Source organism: Marinomonas sp. TI.3.20 (assembly GCF_038155025.1).
GTDB classification, from domain to species: Bacteria; Pseudomonadota; Gammaproteobacteria; order Pseudomonadales; family Marinomonadaceae; genus Marinomonas; species Marinomonas flavescens.
The window spans coordinates 49,291-63,662 of record NZ_JBAKAS010000010.1 but is presented as its reverse complement, the minus strand read 5'-3'; the positions used below and the strand labels follow the sequence as shown (position 1 = coordinate 63,662).

The following is a 14,372-nucleotide window of genomic DNA, read 5'->3' as shown; positions in this document are numbered from 1 at the left end:
TTATCTCAATTACTCTTGTTTTTGAGATAGCCATGATTGCTTCACCGCCTAAAGAATTGGTAAAAAATCCAACACAGTATCTTGCTAGTCAATCGGCAGAAATGTTTGCAGATCATATGGAGTATATGAACCCAGTAGATAGCAAAGGGCGGTACTTTCATTTTGATGAACTTAAGCACCGTTTACCCAAAAAACTAGACCTTTCAGTGATATGGTCACTGGTGAAAGAGGCTAGAAATAAGCAGAAGCATGTTCTTTATTTGAGTGGGAAAAATAGGGTGGGAAACGTGCCTGGCTTTTACCTTACTCCAACAATTCAAAAAGCCATTAGTGAAACGGATCGCAATACCACAACTGCGGCACTTGAATGGATGTGTAACAAGATTGGAGAGCACAAGCATTTAGATTATTTGCTAAATGACCTTATAGAAAATGAAGCGATTAGCAGTAGTCAGCTAGAAGGTGCCGCGACAACGACGAAAGTAGCAAAAGATATGCTAAAACGGGCGAGAAAGCCCAGAAGCCTTGATGAGAAAATGATTCTCGGCAATTTCAGGATGATGAAGTTTGCGTGGGAGCATAGAAATAAAGACCTTTCTGTTGAGTTTATAGAGGAGCTTCATCAAATTGGTGTAGAAGGAATTGAAGATGAAAAGTATAAACCGGGCGTGATTCGCACTACTGATGATGTGGTTGTAGAGAATAATGATGGCGAAGTAGTTCACACGCCGCCAAAAGCAGAACATTTGACTACTCGGCTTAATACGTTAGTAAACTGGGTTAATGAGTCACACCACAATGCAGAGAGTTCGGATTACATCCATCCTTTGGTAAAGGCCATTACGCTGCATTTTCGTATTGGTTATGAACACCCTTTCCATGATGGAAATGGTCGTGTCGCCAGAGCATTATTTTATTGGTACATGTTTAAAAATGAGTTTGCTGCGTTTCGTTACATTGCAATCAGCTTGTTATTGAAAGAAGCCCCGGTGCAATACGGTAAAAGCTACCTTTATACTGAAACAGATGACATGGATTTGACTTACTTTATTGACCATCAATGCCGCATCATTATTCGGGCAATTAATAAATTTAAAGCGTCTTATAAAGAGTCAGTTGAGCAAATGGACATCTTTCATAGATGGCTTTGGGATTCAGGCTTGTATCGTAAATTGACGGACAAACAACAGACCGTTTTCCAAGTGGCAAAAAGCGAAAGAGCCGTTTCTTTCACCATCAACAATGTGAAAGATAATCTTGGTTGTTCGTACAATACTGCGGCGACGACATTAAACGGTTTGGTTGAACTAGAGCTGTTTAAGAAAGAAAAAGATGGTCGTGAATGGGTGTACAAAATGATCGACCAAAAAGAACTGGTTAAATCATGGAAGGCTGTTCGAAAATAATTTAGGTATGAATAGCAGGGAGATGGTTCAATGCGAGTTGATGATGTTGATATGTAAGCAGTGATCGGTGTAGATATCACGCAACTGCTTGGCAAATAGCGAGAAGGTCAATGTTACCTTACCGCACTTATTAATTAGCAAGATCGACAAAGTGGTGGCGGCTGATCCAGAAGACAAGTCCCGTTTAGGGTTCTTGGCAGAAGCGTCGAAGAAAGTGCTACAGTTAACCTAATTTTTTTAGGCTAAACGAAGGATACCTAGTCATGAGTGATATTTTAAAGTCTGTTCATAAAACAGCCAAAGGCCTTAAGGAAGCAGGTGCGATTGATAAAATCACCATGCGTCAGTTTGATATCTTATGTTCCAAAGTTAAACGCTATAAACAAGGCTGTGAAAAGTAGGGGTAGGGCGAAAGTAAACCCAGAGGTACTGAGTCTAAAGTACTTTTTCTCGTGAAGAAAAAAGAGCATTGAAATTAAAGTTACTATGTTGCTGAGGAGAATTGATTGGCAAAATTTTGTGTTTTTTGTGGAAATAAACCTGAATCAAAAACAAAAGAACATGTTATTCCTGATTGGTTGATTAATTTAACTGGTGATCCCAAAAGGATAGCTAATTTCGGATTCAATAAAGAAGGTGGTCCACGTCGATTTTCATACGACCAATTTGTTTTCCCAGCATGTGAAAATTGTAATAATTTATATTCTGATCTAGAACGGAAAGCAAAAAATATATTTGAAAATGTAATTAATGGACGTTCTATTCCTACAGAAAAACTTTCATTGCTATTTGATTGGTTTGATAAAGTAAGGGTCGGTATCTGGCTTGGCTTAGCAACATTAGACAAACTGAAAGATGAAGAAAATGTTTTTGAGAAGTTGGAACCAAATTTTCATATTAATAAAAGAGTTGGTCAATTTGATAGAGTGTTGATTATTGAGAAATACAAAAGTGATAAGCTACACCTTAGTTTTCAAGGTACTGATACGTATTTATTTATGAATGAACCATCGGTATTTAGCATGATGGTCAATGGTGTATGTTTTACTAATATCTCATCTTATTTCTTATTGTCTCGACGAGTTGGTTTTCCCTATCCTAGTAAAATTTCGTTAGATAGAAATAGTGATATGCTTAGAGTTGATATTGAAAATGGTACTTGTAGGGTTTCTAATCCCATAATAAGAAAAAGAATAAAAGAATTAGGAGTTTTATATGCTCAGCCAATGTTCGGTAGAGAGCTGGTTAGTGAACTTTCTAATAAATATAAAAATCCATATATTAAAGAACATGCTATAGATTATCAGGAAGGAATTGGTAATATATATGAGGTTAAAGGGGAAAAACTAGTTGAGTATAAGTCTGGTGACAATATAAAGGTGCCTCTTGATGGTGTTTATTACCCTATAGAGTTTGAAATTAGGTTGCTCATAAATGTTTATGAATGGCAGGTGTGGGTAAATGACTTTCTTAAAAGAGATCTATCTTATTTAACTAAAGAACAAAAGATTTTTGTAAATAAAAAAATAAAGCTATTACAAAATGGTAATCGGAAAAGGATTTCTTACGCGAAAAATAAGCTGAAACAGATTGCAAAGGATATGATGTGATGTTAGTTACATCATCTCGTCAAATTTACATAAAACGAGATGATGCTTGGTGCAGCTAACTCATATTAAGCATCAATACGTTTGTATTTGATACGTGTTGGTGTGGCTTCGTTGCCTGTGCGTTTCTTGTGGTCGATTTCGTATTCTGCGTAGTTACCTTCGAAGAATACCGCTTTTGAATCGCCTTCGTAAGCAAGGATGTGTGTTGCGATACGGTCAAGGAACCAACGGTCATGGGAAATAACAATGGCAGCGCCGGGGAAGGCAAGTAACGCATCTTCTAGTGCACGTAAGGTTTCTACGTCAAGGTCGTTTGTCGGCTCATCCAGTAGCAATACGTTGCCGCCTTCTTTAAGCAATTTCGCAAGGTGCAAACGGTTACGCTCACCACCAGACAAGTGCTTAACGAGTTTTTGTTGATCTGACCCTTTGAAGTTGAAGCGACCGATGTAAGCACGAGACGGAACTTTATAGTTATGCACCGTGATCATGTCTTGGCCGTCAGCGATGGATTCAAAAACGGTTTGTTCGCCGTCTAGTTCACGCATTTGATCCACGTAAGCCAGTTGTACAGTTTCACCAAGAGTGACTGTGCCTGTGTCTGGTTGTTCTAGGCCAGCAATCATTTTGAACAAGGTTGATTTACCCGCGCCGTTACCGCCGACCACACCTACGATAGCACCTTGTGGTACGACCATATTGAAGTCTTCTAGTAGCATCTTGTGTTCGAAACTTTTGCTAACGCCTTCGATTTCAATGACTTTCGCGCCAAGGCGAAGGCCTGGTGGAATGTACAATTCGTTGGTTTCGTTACGATCTTGGAATTCTTTCGAGCTCATTTCTTCGAAGCGAGCAAGACGAGATTTCGATTTAGACTGGCGACCTTTGGCGTTTTGACGAACCCACTCAAGCTCAGATTTAATGGCTTTTTGATGAGAGGCTTGTTGCTTCGCTTCGGTTTGTAGTCGAGCGTCTTTTTGTTCCAGCCAAGAAGAGTAGTTACCTTCGTATGGAATACCGTGACCACGGTCTAATTCAAGAATCCAGCCGGCGGCGTTATCTAGGAAATAACGGTCATGGGTAATCGCCACAACGGTACCGGGATAATCTTTCAAGAAGCGCTCTAACCAAGCAACAGATTCTGCATCCAAATGGTTAGTTGGTTCGTCTAGAAGAATCATGTCTGGCTTGTCTAGCAATAGACGACACAGTGCAACACGACGACGTTCACCACCAGAAAGGTGTTCTACACTGGCTTCCCAGTCAGGAAGACGAAGGGCATCCGCCGCGACTTCTAGCGCACGTTCTAGGTTGTGACCTTCTTTGGCTTCGATCAAAGCTTCAAGCTGGCCTTGTTCTTTTGCTAGGGCGTCAAAGTCTGCATCGGGTTCTGCGTATTCTGCGTAAACTGCATCTAAGCGAGCCATTGCTTCAATAACATCAGCAAAAGCTTCTTCTACAATGCCGCGAACGTTTTTTGTTGGATCAAGATGAGGTTCTTGTTCCAAGTAGCCGATTTTGATACCGGGCATCGGGCGAGCTTCACCATTATGCTCAGTGTCTACACCGGCCATAATGCGAAGCAGGGTGGATTTACCAGAACCGTTAAGGCCCAATACACCGATCTTAGCGCCTGGGAAGAATGAAAGAGAAATGTCTTTAAGAATTTCGCGTTTAGGAGGTACGACTTTTCCTACGCGGTTCATGCTGTAAACAAACTGAGCCATAAGCGAGTTAATTTCCTGAAGTAGATGAGTAAATAAGTGAAAGCGCCTCGTTTTTCTTTGCCCTAATGAACCAATAAAAAGCGAGGGGCGATGACAAAACAAAGTGCCCTTAGGATAGCACAGCTGACCCTAATGAAGAATAATCAGCGCGGCTCCCATAACAACTAAACTTGCGCCTAGCCAAGCGCCACCCGAAGGTCGTTGTCGGGTGGTAATCCATAGTCCAGGTAAAATTAATACAGGAACCGTGGCCGATAACGTGGTTACTAGGCCCACGTCGGCGTGGCCAATTCCCCAGACCAAAACGCTCATGCCAATCACCATACCGACCACCGCAATGGTGGCTAATCCCATAAAATCTTTGCTGGTGAGGTTCTGAAAAGGCGTGGCGCTTACGGGTAAGTGATGACGGTAATAGAGCCCATAAGCAAGAATGAGGGCGATAGCGGCGGTGGACACTCGTAATGCCGATACGGCGATGGGGTCTGCGCCATCAAGCAGCGCGGGTTTACTTAGCAAGGCGCCACTGGCTTGGCCTAATGCACCGCCTAATGCCATCAGGATACCGACACTTAAACGGCCTTTGGTTTGTTCCCAGTCGTGAGTTTGTTGGCGTTTGCCAAAAAGAATCGCAATGACCACACCAATGAGCACTAACGCGCAGGCGAACAGTTGCCATAAGGTGAGTGATTCGTTTAAAAACAACCAACTCAGTAGGATGGCGATAGGCGCATTGGTGGCGAAAAGAATACCCGCTCGTCTGGGGCCAAGACGATGCACCGCACTGAATAAACACGTATCGCCTAGGAAAATCCCTAATATGCCAGACAGCATGATGGCGTTTTTATGTGCCCATAAAGAGGGATCAAAACGGTGTGTTATGACGCTGATGAAGAGCAAAATAGCACTGGCGGTTACGATTCGAAAAGTATTAAAACGCATGGTTCCAAAACGTTGAATTAGTTTAGGTGCCAGCAAGCTAGATATTGTCCAGCAAAGCGCTGCCACGAGCCCTGATAATTCTGCGAAAGGCATTTTATATCCTTATATATTTATCTTATTCGGTCTTTTTTTGACCGTTTTTGTTGTTTTAGTCGCGTTTTTTACATTGTACAAAGGTCTTGGTTTATAAATCTATTGATTCTTAATAAAGAGTGAAGACAGGTAAATGACTTAGCCTCATGCCCTGTGATCTAAATCATTTTATGGTGCGTTGGGCGGGTACCACTTGGTAGCTATATTTAGATGAGATTGGTATTATTATTGATAGAAAATAGAGTCGTTTAATTGGCTTTTATTACCCTTTTTACCGTCATTCTGGAAATGCCATGCGATGTCCATTTTGCGGAACGCAAGATACCAAAGTTGTTGATTCCCGCCTCGTCTCTGAAGGTTCTCAAGTGCGCCGTCGTCGTGCTTGTAGCCATTGTCAGGAGCGCTTCACTACATTCGAAGTGGCTGAACTGCAAATGCCTAAGCTGATTAAAAGCGACGGCAGTCGAGAATTGTTCGACGAAGAAAAACTGCGCAGTGGTATTTTAAAAGCCATTGAAAAACGCCCAGTCAGTATAGAGGCAGTTGAAACCGCAATTACTCGCATCATGGAACGAATGCAAGCCACAGGCGAACGCGAGTTACCGTCCCGCTGGACTGGCGAAGCAGTGATGGAAGAATTGCAGCGCCTTGACCAAGTTGCCTATGTTCGATTTGCTTCCGTGTACCGAAGCTTTAAAGACATTAGTGAATTCCGCGATGCTATTGATCATCTAGAAAGCAATAAAGATGACGATGCACCATTGCCCGTTTTGAACGAAGAGAATAAATCATGACTTATAATCACGAACACTGGATGGCAAAAGCGCTACAACTGGCTCGTAAAGGCCTGTACTCCACGCACCCAAACCCACGAGTGGGTTGTGTGATCGTGAAAGACGATGAATTGATCGGCGAAGGCTACCATGAACGCTCTGGTGAAGGTCACGCGGAAGTAAATGCCCTGGCGGATGCGAGCCAAGATGTAACGGGTGCCACGGCGTACGTCACATTAGAGCCATGCAGCCATCAAGGCAAAACGCCGCCTTGTGCTGATGCACTGATCAAGGCGGGTGTCGCACGAGTCGTATTTGGTATGCAAGACCCTAATCCTGAGGTGTCAGGGAAAGGGTTGGCTAAATTGGATAAAGCAGGCATCGAGGTTGTTGGGCCTGTGTTAGAAGCGGATTGCGAAGCGCTAAACCCCGGTTTTGTTAAGCGGATGCGCGAAGGACTACCGTTTATTCGAGTGAAGCTGGCGATGAGTGTTGATGGTCGCACCGCCATGGAATCTGGCGAAAGTCAGTGGATTACAGGTGCTGCAGCGCGCCAAGATGTGCAGCGTTTACGAGCGCAGAGTGATGCCATTGTAACGGGTATTGGCTCGGTATTAGCTGATAACCCAAGTATGACAGTGCGCATTGATCATTTAGATCAACCAACAGAAGCCAAAAATGTTCGTCAACCACTTCGTGTAGTGATGGATACGGCGCTGTCTATTCTTCCAGAAGCTAAAATTCTTTACCCAAGCCATCAAGCTTGTGTGTTTGTCGTGGAAGAAGAAGTGGAGTCTGAGCATCTTGATGTGCTGCAAGAAAAAGGCGTAGATATTCGTTTTGCACCTCGTGGCGAAGATGGTCGTTTGGATTTATTGAATGCCATGGAACAATTGGCCGATGCTGGGATTAATGAAGTGTTGGTTGAGGCTGGAGCCGAATTAGCCGGTGGTTTTATACAAGCAGGCTTGGTCGATGAAATTGTCGTTTACATGGCCCCAAAACTGCTTGGTTCGACTGCTAGACCAATGTTTCAGCTGCCGTTGGATCAAATGGGCGAAGCGCTGGATTTAGAGTTAACGTCCGTGCGTCAAGTCGGTCAAGACCTTCGCTTAGTTTATGTTCCTAAATATTTAGATCATTATGAAGACGACGCATAGAAACAGATTTCTAATACGATGAAAAAGATAAAGTACGACGCGTAGTATTCACAATGAGCTTGTCCTGACACTTGTCCTTATATAACAAGAAGTGAGATTAAGATGGCGTTAAACAGTGTAGATGAAATTTTAGGTGATTTCCGTCAAGGTAAAATGGTTATTTTGATGGACGATGAAGATCGTGAAAATGAAGGCGATTTAATCGTTGCAGCAGAATGCATTACTCCAGAAATCATTAACTTTATGGCGGTTAACGCGCGTGGGCTAATTTGCCTGACGTTAACGCCACAGCGTTGTAAGCAGCTGAATTTGCCTTTGATGGTCAATGATAATGGTACGGTTTATGCGACCAACTTCACGCTATCGATTGAAGCGGCAGAAGGCGTAACGACGGGGATCTCAGCCGCAGATCGTGCGTTAACCGTGAAGCGTGCAGTGATGGCGAATGCGAAACCATCAGACATTGTTCAGCCCGGTCATGTATTCCCTTTGATGGCGCGTGCTGGTGGTGTATTAAGTCGTGCAGGGCATACTGAAGCAGGTTGTGATTTGGCTCGTATGGCCGGTTATGAAGGCGCTTCTGTCATCGTTGAAATCATCAATGATGATGGAACAATGGCACGTCGACCAGATTTAGAAAAGTTTGCCGAGAAACACGGCATAAAAATTGGTACAATCGCCGACCTGATACATTATCGTACGCTGAATGAAACCACAGTGGTTCGTGAAAACGAACGTACTGTGCAATCAGAGGCGGGCGAATTCAATCTGATTACCTATCGTGATACCGTTCAGGGCTTATCTCACCTTGCTTTTGTAAAAGGCGAAATTAGTGATGATGAACCGAGTTTGGTTCGCGTTCATGTGGCCGATCCTGCGCGTGATTTTGCAGGGATTCTTAGTGAGTCAGACGAGCCTCGTTGGTCGATGAGTAAGTCACTTGAATACATAGGTAAAGCAGGGAAAGGTGTGGTTGTGTTGATCGACAGCCCAGATAAAACCAATGATTTAGCGAGCAGTTTTGAAGCGTCGCTGTGTCCACCTGCTGGAAAAGGGTCAGATAAAAGTGGTTCTGGCACGTATTTGACAGTGGGTACTGGATCACAAATTTTGCGAGACCTTGGTATTCGTAAAATGCGTTTATTAAGTTCACCGAAGAAATTTTCGGTGACGGGCTTCGATTTAGAAGCGGTTGAATTTATTCCTTATCCGGGTGCTGATACAGCAGCCGTGACACAAGATTAAGAGAGATGATAATGAACGATATTACTACCTACGAAGGTCACTTCGCAGCACCAGGTGCGAAGTTCGCTCTTGTTGTTGGTCGCTTTAACAGCTACATCGTTGAAAGTTTATTAGAAGGTGCGGTGGACACATTAGTGCGCCATGGTATTCGCAAGGAAGATTTGACCATTGTTCGTGCACCTGGTGCATTCGAAATTCCAGTGGTCGTAAAAAAAGTGGCTGACCAAGGAAAGCACGATGCCATTATCGCGTTAGGCGCGGTCATTCGTGGTGGTACGCCACATTTTGAATATGTTGCTGGTGAGTGTGTGAAAGGCCTTGGCCAATTAGCGCTACAATATGGTATTCCGGTATCTTTCGGCGTGTTGACCGTAGATACCATTGAACAGGCGATTGAGCGTGCAGGTACAAAAGCGGGCAATAAAGGGTCAGAAGCAGCATTGTCTGCCCTAGAAACCGTGGCTGTCCTACGTAGTCTGGATAACTGAGGCAAAAAATGAGCGAAGTGGAAACAACAAACGACCAAAATCCGGCACCGAAGAAACGTAAGGTAAAAAAACCTTCACGTTCTCAAATGCGCAGTGCTTCTCGTCGTTTGGCACTACAGGCGATTTACCAATGGCAGATGAATCATTCACCTGTCAGTGAAATCGAAACACAATTCACCCTAGACCAAGACATGAGCGAATGTGATAAGGCCTATTTCCGTGAATTGTTGCAAGGCGTTACTAGTCGTGCAAAAAAATTAGACGATTTGTTCGAAGAGCTTTTGGATCGTTCGTTGAGCGAATTAGACTCGATCGAACTTGCCGTTATGCGTATCGGTGCGTATGAATTGTCTGAGCGTTTGGATGTTCCATATCGTGTTGTTATCAACGAAGGTGTTGAGCTTGCGAAAGGATTCGGTGCATCAGAAAGCCATAAATACGTTAATGGTATTCTTGATAAATTAGCACAACGCGTTCGTCGTGAAGAAATCGCGGCTCGTCGAAACAGCTAAAACATTGTCTTTTCGGCGATGTGAGTCAATGAGATAACGCCATTGTGAAATGGCAAATAGCCCCAGTAGGATGACTGAAAAGTGATCATGCAGGGGCTTTTTTATGGCTAATATACAATTATTACCTCTTTGTATTTTGCAGTACTATAGAGCGACTTAATTAACGATAGATAGCAATGACCATTCCGATTAAAAATGTCACCGTTCCAGAAGTTTCGTGCTCCAATTGTGAGGCGTGCTGTTGTCGCTTAGAGGTCATGATTATTACTGATACAGGCGTGCCAGAGAAGCATATTTCTGTGGATGAATGGGGGGCAGAAACCATGCTGCGTTTAGACGATGGCTGGTGTTCCGCGGTCGACCGTGACACCTTGATGTGTACTATTTATGAAAATCGCCCGTGGATTTGTCGAGAGTTCGAAATGGGCTCCTATGAATGCCTTGACGAAAGAGCTGAAATCTTAGGGCGCTAAGCCGCGATGCCGTGTCTGACATTGTTTGGCCAATGGGGTATTCTCTTTAGCCATGAATAACAGCCACTGTAGGGTCTCATTGTCAGGCTTTCTAGTACGATAGTCAGATTTTCTAGTGCTATGGTCGGGCGTTAAACGGTATCAGAAAAAGGGTATTCTGTTGAAAGAATTTGAGTTAATACAAAATATTTTCCAAGCCTCAATGATGGCGGATACGCATGGGCGTAACGATATATTATTGGGTATTGGGGACGATTGCGCGCAAGTCGTGGTGCCTTCTGGTCAAAGCTTAGTATTTTCGATGGATACCTTAGTAGAAGGGCGGCACTTTCCAGTAGACGCAGACCCTGTAGATATTGGCTACCGAGCCGTTGCCACTTGTGTGAGTGATTTGGCGGCAATGGGTGCGAAACCCGCTTTTTTCACTCTCGCTCTCACGATTCCAGAATCTGATCCGCAATGGCTTGCCGGTTTAGCGCAAGGCATGGCTGAGCTTGCAGAACCCATTGGATTGATTTTAGTTGGTGGTGACACAACAAAAGGGCCATTAACCATTACCTTACAAGTGCATGGCTATGTGGAAGCGGATCAAGTACCACTGCGTTCCCATGCTAACGTCGGTGATGATATTTATGTGACTGGTCTGTTGGGTGATGCCAGCGCTGCGGTGCCGATTGTCACGGGAGAGGTTCAAGTAACCAGCGAGCGTTTTGACTATTTTTATGATCGATTTTGGCGCCCCCAACCGCGTTTAATTGCCGGCATGGCCTTAAAACGAGTCGTGCATGCGATGATGGATATTTCTGATGGACTGGCGCAAGATCTTCAGCACATACTAAAGGCGTCCGGTGTCGGGGCAAAATTAGAGGTTCATGCACTGCCTATTTCTAATGAGTTGTGCCAATGGCAACCCGAGCTGGCAACAGTGCTTGCGTTAACCGGTGGTGATGATTATGAACTTTGCTTTACCGCGTCGCCAGAGATGGCCGAAGAGATTTCGTTAATTACCCAGACATTGCATTTGCCTTGCACTAAAATAGGGACCATCGTGGAATCTGGTTTTGAAATTGATGGTTATCATGGTGAGCTAGAAGGCTGGCAACATTTTTAATGAGCAAATGACGATGGTTATTTACTCTAATTTTAGATTTTAATAGACACGGAAAATATTCATGGCACATCCTGTACCTCGTTCCATTTGGCGAAATCCAATACATTTTTTAGCATTCGGCTTAGGTTCGGGCGCAGCACCAAAAGCACCAGGTACGTTTGGTACGCTGGCGGCGGTTATACCTTTCTATTTTATTCTTCAGCATTTAACGAATCAGCAATATTTACTGATGCTGATTATTACCTCGGTCGTGGGTATTTATCTTTGTCATAAAACGGCCAAAGATTTAGGTGTTCATGATCACTCTGGGATTGTCTGGGATGAGTTTGTCGGTTACTGGATTACCATGTGGCTAGCGCCAGCAGGCTGGTTTTACATAGTGTTGGGTTTTGTTTTGTTTCGCTTGTTTGATATCTTGAAGCCTTGGCCCATTTCTTGGTTGGATAAAAATGTCGGTGGCGGCTTTGGTATCATGGTAGACGATATTCTAGCGGGTGTGATGTCGTTTGTTGTGCTACAAGCCTTGGTTCATTTCGTTTTTTAGCGCCTAGAGACCTGTTATTTCTTTGTGATGGTCAGATAAGAAAGCCACCATACGAGATGTATGGTGGCTTTTTAGTATTGTCATTTATGTTGTTGATCGGTTAACGATAAACCATGCCACCATCGATCAATGGCGCTTGCCCTGTCATATAATCAGAGTCTGGGCCAGCAAGATAGGATACAAAATTTGCGACATCTTCTGGTGTTTGCGCACGACCAAGCGCGATACCTTCTACATATTTTTTGTAGGTTTCACCTTCCGCTGCTCCGGTGATTTCAGAAAAGCGTTTATCAATCTCAACCCACATGTCTGTTCCAACTACGCCAGGGCAATAAGCGTTCACTGTGATACCTTGGCTTGCGTACTCTTGCGCCGCAGCTTGAGTTAGAGCGCGAACTGCAAATTTGGTAGACGAGTAAACACCCAGCAGAGCAAATCCATTATGACCTGCAATGGAAGATGCGTTGATAATTTTGCCTTTTTGCTTGCGAGCAATAAATTTTTTCGCGGCGGCTTGAATTCCCCAAAGCGTACCGCCGACGTTTATTTTTTGGATTTTATCGAGCTCTTCTGGTGTCACATCCGAAATCGCTTGTACTTGCGCGATACCCGCGTTATTCACCATAATATCAAAACCACCCAATACTTTTTCAGCGTGGTCGATCGCGGCATAGACTTGTTTTTGATCGCTAACATCGGCTTTAAAAATGGCTGTTTTTCGTCCTAAGCCTTCTATTTTACGAGCGACAGCAAGTATTTTTTCTTCGTTTAAATCAACTAGAGCAATATCAGCCCCTTCTTTTGCTAAACGTAACGCAATAGCTCGACCAATACCTTGTCCAGCACCAGTTACTAGTGCCACTTTACCTTGTAATGACATAACCCTACCCCTTGTTGTTGTGGATGAAACAATACAATTGAGTGGCAGAAAATCGTTTTTATGTCACTCGCGCGACATTAGTCTACTGCTAGTAACAACGAGCCTAGTAGACATAGATCAAGAAGTGACCTGATAAAAAGAACGAAGAAAATGACGTTGATGATTACTTTTGTATAAAGAGAACCCTCTTTTATTTTGAGCCTAAAAAATGAGAGGTTTAGTAGTTCTAGTGGCTTATTTCCAGCCACCTTGATCCATCAGCTCTACCGCCAACCTATTGTTTTCACCTAAGGCGCTCAGAGATAGGGTGTCAGCTTTAAATGTGCCGAATACTTGTAAATTTCTCGGTGCAGGAATACCGACTTTAACAGGGTATTCATTATTAACGTCTGCATACCATTTTTGACTGTCTTCACTCGTTAAAAATTGCATTAAGCGTCGTGCATTCCGAGTGTTTTTAGCCGAATTAGTCATCCCAATACCACTAACGTTTACGTGAGCACCACGCTCGTCAACACCTTGGTTTGGCCAAAATAAAGCGAGGCTTTGGTAAGTCTTTTGATCTGTTTTATTGTTGCTTTGTCCCATGCGCCCAAAATAGTAAGTGTTCGCAATAGTCAGGTCACAAACACCAGCCGCCACGGCATGAAGTAAGTCAGTATCACCGCCAAATGGTGGTCTAGCAAGGTTGTCCACAAAGCCTTTTATCCAGTTCAGTGTGTTTTCTTTTCCTTGCGTTGCAATCATCGAGGCAACTAATGATTGATTATAAATATTTGATGACGAACGGGTACATATCTTGCCTTTCCATTTTGGGTTGGCAAGGTCTTCATATGTTGAAAAGTCAAACTTATTAATTCGCTTCGGATTATAAAATATTACTCGTGCACGCTGAGATAAACCGTACCAATAGTTATCTTTGTCACGTAAATGAGCAGGAACTGTTTTGGTTAGATAATCTGTTTCAACGGGTTTGAGAACACCAGCTTCTTTCGCCCGAAATAATCGTCCAGCATCCACTGTTATAAAAATATCTGCAGGGCTGGCATCGCCTTCGTTTATCAGTCGATTAAGAAGCACATCCGCATTAGCGGTTATTAAATTAACATTTACTCTGTATTTTTTCGCAAAAGCATCTAACGCCGGCTTGATAAGCGCTTCTTTTCGGGCGGAATATACATTTAAATTACCGCTGGCATAGAGGTTGGTAGTCATTACAAAAGCAGTAATAAGCGCCCCATTTACTAGTGTTTTAAGCGGTATTGTTAAGTTTAATTTCATTTTCTATAAGACCCATCGAGTGTTTAGTTTTTATAACGTAATGATATTAATTATCATTACCATTCATGTCCAGTATCAAATCCATAATTTTCCATCTAATTCATTTGTAAAATAATGTAAGCATTAT

At 43.3% G+C, this 14,372-nt stretch carries 16 protein-coding genes; 12 read left to right on the top strand and 4 right to left on the bottom strand.

The genetic code is table 11. The annotated features are described in order from the left end of the window. Positions 1 to 32: 32 nt before the first annotated feature. The 4 genes from V6259_RS11475 to V6259_RS11460 all read left to right on the top strand — a co-directional run bounded on the left by V6259_RS11475 (position 33) and on the right by V6259_RS11460 (position 3,016). The gene (locus V6259_RS11475; protein WP_341584615.1) at positions 33 to 1,406 is read left to right on the top strand and encodes a Fic family protein; all 1,374 of its coding nucleotides are present in this window, start codon (positions 33 to 35) and stop codon (positions 1,404 to 1,406) included. An 88-nt stretch (positions 1,407 to 1,494) separates the two neighbouring features. Continuing rightward, positions 1,495 to 1,638: a type II toxin-antitoxin system HicB family antitoxin gene (locus tag V6259_RS11470; RefSeq protein ID WP_341584614.1), complete on the top strand. Its 144-nt coding sequence runs from the start codon at positions 1,495 to 1,497 to the stop codon at positions 1,636 to 1,638. 31 nt (positions 1,639 to 1,669) lie between these two features. Then, positions 1,670 to 1,807, top strand: coding sequence for a hypothetical protein (locus V6259_RS11465; RefSeq protein WP_341584613.1), 138 nt, complete (start codon positions 1,670 to 1,672; stop codon positions 1,805 to 1,807). 105 nt (positions 1,808 to 1,912) lie between these two features. Further along, complete coding sequence (locus V6259_RS11460; protein ID WP_341584612.1) at positions 1,913 to 3,016, top strand: hypothetical protein; 1,104 nt, start codon at positions 1,913 to 1,915, stop codon at positions 3,014 to 3,016. Between the two features lie 65 nt (positions 3,017 to 3,081). Here the strand turns inward: V6259_RS11460 and ettA are convergent, their stop codons facing one another. Together ettA and V6259_RS11450 are read right to left on the bottom strand one after the other, a co-directional pair. Further along, positions 3,082 to 4,743, bottom strand: a complete 1,662-nt coding sequence (gene ettA, locus V6259_RS11455) for an energy-dependent translational throttle protein EttA (RefSeq protein ID WP_133012342.1) — start codon at positions 4,741 to 4,743, stop codon at positions 3,082 to 3,084. Between the two features lie 129 nt (positions 4,744 to 4,872). Next, positions 4,873 to 5,778, bottom strand: a complete 906-nt coding sequence (locus tag V6259_RS11450) for a DMT family transporter (protein ID WP_341584611.1) — start codon at positions 5,776 to 5,778, stop codon at positions 4,873 to 4,875. A 293-nt stretch (positions 5,779 to 6,071) separates the two neighbouring features. Between V6259_RS11450 and nrdR the strand changes: the two genes are divergently transcribed. From nrdR to V6259_RS11410, 8 genes are all read left to right on the top strand, one after another. Beyond that, complete coding sequence (nrdR, locus tag V6259_RS11445; protein ID WP_133012344.1) at positions 6,072 to 6,572, top strand: transcriptional regulator NrdR; 501 nt, start codon at positions 6,072 to 6,074, stop codon at positions 6,570 to 6,572. Next, complete coding sequence (gene ribD, locus V6259_RS11440; protein WP_341584610.1) at positions 6,569 to 7,711, top strand: bifunctional diaminohydroxyphosphoribosylaminopyrimidine deaminase/5-amino-6-(5-phosphoribosylamino)uracil reductase RibD; 1,143 nt, start codon at positions 6,569 to 6,571, stop codon at positions 7,709 to 7,711. Before nrdR ends, ribD begins: the two co-directional genes overlap by 4 nt. Before the next feature lie 102 nt (positions 7,712 to 7,813). Further along, positions 7,814 to 8,956 (top strand): bifunctional 3,4-dihydroxy-2-butanone-4-phosphate synthase/GTP cyclohydrolase II, encoded by a 1,143-nt coding sequence (gene ribBA / locus V6259_RS11435; protein WP_341584609.1) that lies wholly within the window; start codon positions 7,814 to 7,816, stop codon positions 8,954 to 8,956. An 11-nt stretch (positions 8,957 to 8,967) separates the two neighbouring features. Beyond that, positions 8,968 to 9,444 carry a 6,7-dimethyl-8-ribityllumazine synthase gene (ribH, locus tag V6259_RS11430; protein WP_133012347.1) on the top strand — a complete coding sequence of 159 codons (477 nt, stop codon included), beginning with the start codon at positions 8,968 to 8,970 and terminating at the stop codon, positions 9,442 to 9,444. 8 nt (positions 9,445 to 9,452) lie between these two features. Further along, entirely contained in the window at positions 9,453 to 9,956 is a 504-nt protein-coding gene (nusB, locus tag V6259_RS11425) for a transcription antitermination factor NusB (RefSeq protein WP_133012348.1), read from the top strand. 176 nt (positions 9,957 to 10,132) lie between these two features. Continuing rightward, positions 10,133 to 10,429 carry a YkgJ family cysteine cluster protein gene (locus V6259_RS11420; RefSeq protein WP_133012349.1) on the top strand — a complete coding sequence of 99 codons (297 nt, stop codon included), beginning with the start codon at positions 10,133 to 10,135 and terminating at the stop codon, positions 10,427 to 10,429. A 160-nt stretch (positions 10,430 to 10,589) separates the two neighbouring features. After that, complete coding sequence (thiL, locus tag V6259_RS11415; RefSeq protein ID WP_341584608.1) at positions 10,590 to 11,540, top strand: thiamine-phosphate kinase; 951 nt, start codon at positions 10,590 to 10,592, stop codon at positions 11,538 to 11,540. 61 nt (positions 11,541 to 11,601) lie between these two features. Beyond that, positions 11,602 to 12,084: a phosphatidylglycerophosphatase A family protein gene (locus tag V6259_RS11410; RefSeq protein ID WP_341584607.1), complete on the top strand. Its 483-nt coding sequence runs from the start codon at positions 11,602 to 11,604 to the stop codon at positions 12,082 to 12,084. A gap of 100 nt (positions 12,085 to 12,184) precedes the next feature. On the opposite strand, the gene V6259_RS11405 is transcribed toward V6259_RS11410, so the two are convergent. Both V6259_RS11405 and V6259_RS11400 read right to left on the bottom strand, forming a co-directional pair. Beyond that, positions 12,185 to 12,964 (bottom strand): acetoin reductase, encoded by a 780-nt coding sequence (locus tag V6259_RS11405; RefSeq protein WP_133012352.1) that lies wholly within the window; start codon positions 12,962 to 12,964, stop codon positions 12,185 to 12,187. 234 nt (positions 12,965 to 13,198) lie between these two features. Next, positions 13,199 to 14,245: a Fe(3+) ABC transporter substrate-binding protein gene (locus tag V6259_RS11400; protein WP_341584606.1), complete on the bottom strand. Its 1,047-nt coding sequence runs from the start codon at positions 14,243 to 14,245 to the stop codon at positions 13,199 to 13,201. Positions 14,246 to 14,372: the final 127 nt, after the last annotated feature.

What these genes read in the sequence shown, in the direction of transcription:
- V6259_RS11410 (WP_341584607.1), top strand. Translation starts at nt 11,602, where the DNA reads ATGGCACATCCTGTACCTCGTTCCATTTGGCGAAATCCAATACATTTT.
- nrdR (WP_133012344.1), top strand. Translation starts at nt 6,072, where the DNA reads ATGCGATGTCCATTTTGCGGAACGCAAGATACCAAAGTTGTTGATTCC.
- ribBA (WP_341584609.1), top strand. Translation starts at nt 7,814, where the DNA reads ATGGCGTTAAACAGTGTAGATGAAATTTTAGGTGATTTCCGTCAAGGT.
- nusB (WP_133012348.1), top strand. Translation starts at nt 9,453, where the DNA reads ATGAGCGAAGTGGAAACAACAAACGACCAAAATCCGGCACCGAAGAAA.
- V6259_RS11420 (WP_133012349.1), top strand. Translation starts at nt 10,133, where the DNA reads ATGACCATTCCGATTAAAAATGTCACCGTTCCAGAAGTTTCGTGCTCC.
- V6259_RS11400 (WP_341584606.1), bottom strand. Translation starts at nt 14,245, where the DNA reads ATGAAATTAAACTTAACAATACCGCTTAAAACACTAGTAAATGGGGCG.
- V6259_RS11475 (WP_341584615.1), top strand. Translation starts at nt 33, where the DNA reads ATGATTGCTTCACCGCCTAAAGAATTGGTAAAAAATCCAACACAGTAT.
- V6259_RS11465 (WP_341584613.1), top strand. Translation starts at nt 1,670, where the DNA reads ATGAGTGATATTTTAAAGTCTGTTCATAAAACAGCCAAAGGCCTTAAG.
- V6259_RS11450 (WP_341584611.1), bottom strand. Translation starts at nt 5,778, where the DNA reads ATGCCTTTCGCAGAATTATCAGGGCTCGTGGCAGCGCTTTGCTGGACA.
- ribH (WP_133012347.1), top strand. Translation starts at nt 8,968, where the DNA reads ATGAACGATATTACTACCTACGAAGGTCACTTCGCAGCACCAGGTGCG.
- ettA (WP_133012342.1), bottom strand. Translation starts at nt 4,743, where the DNA reads ATGGCTCAGTTTGTTTACAGCATGAACCGCGTAGGAAAAGTCGTACCT.
- ribD (WP_341584610.1), top strand. Translation starts at nt 6,569, where the DNA reads ATGACTTATAATCACGAACACTGGATGGCAAAAGCGCTACAACTGGCT.
- V6259_RS11405 (WP_133012352.1), bottom strand. Translation starts at nt 12,964, where the DNA reads ATGTCATTACAAGGTAAAGTGGCACTAGTAACTGGTGCTGGACAAGGT.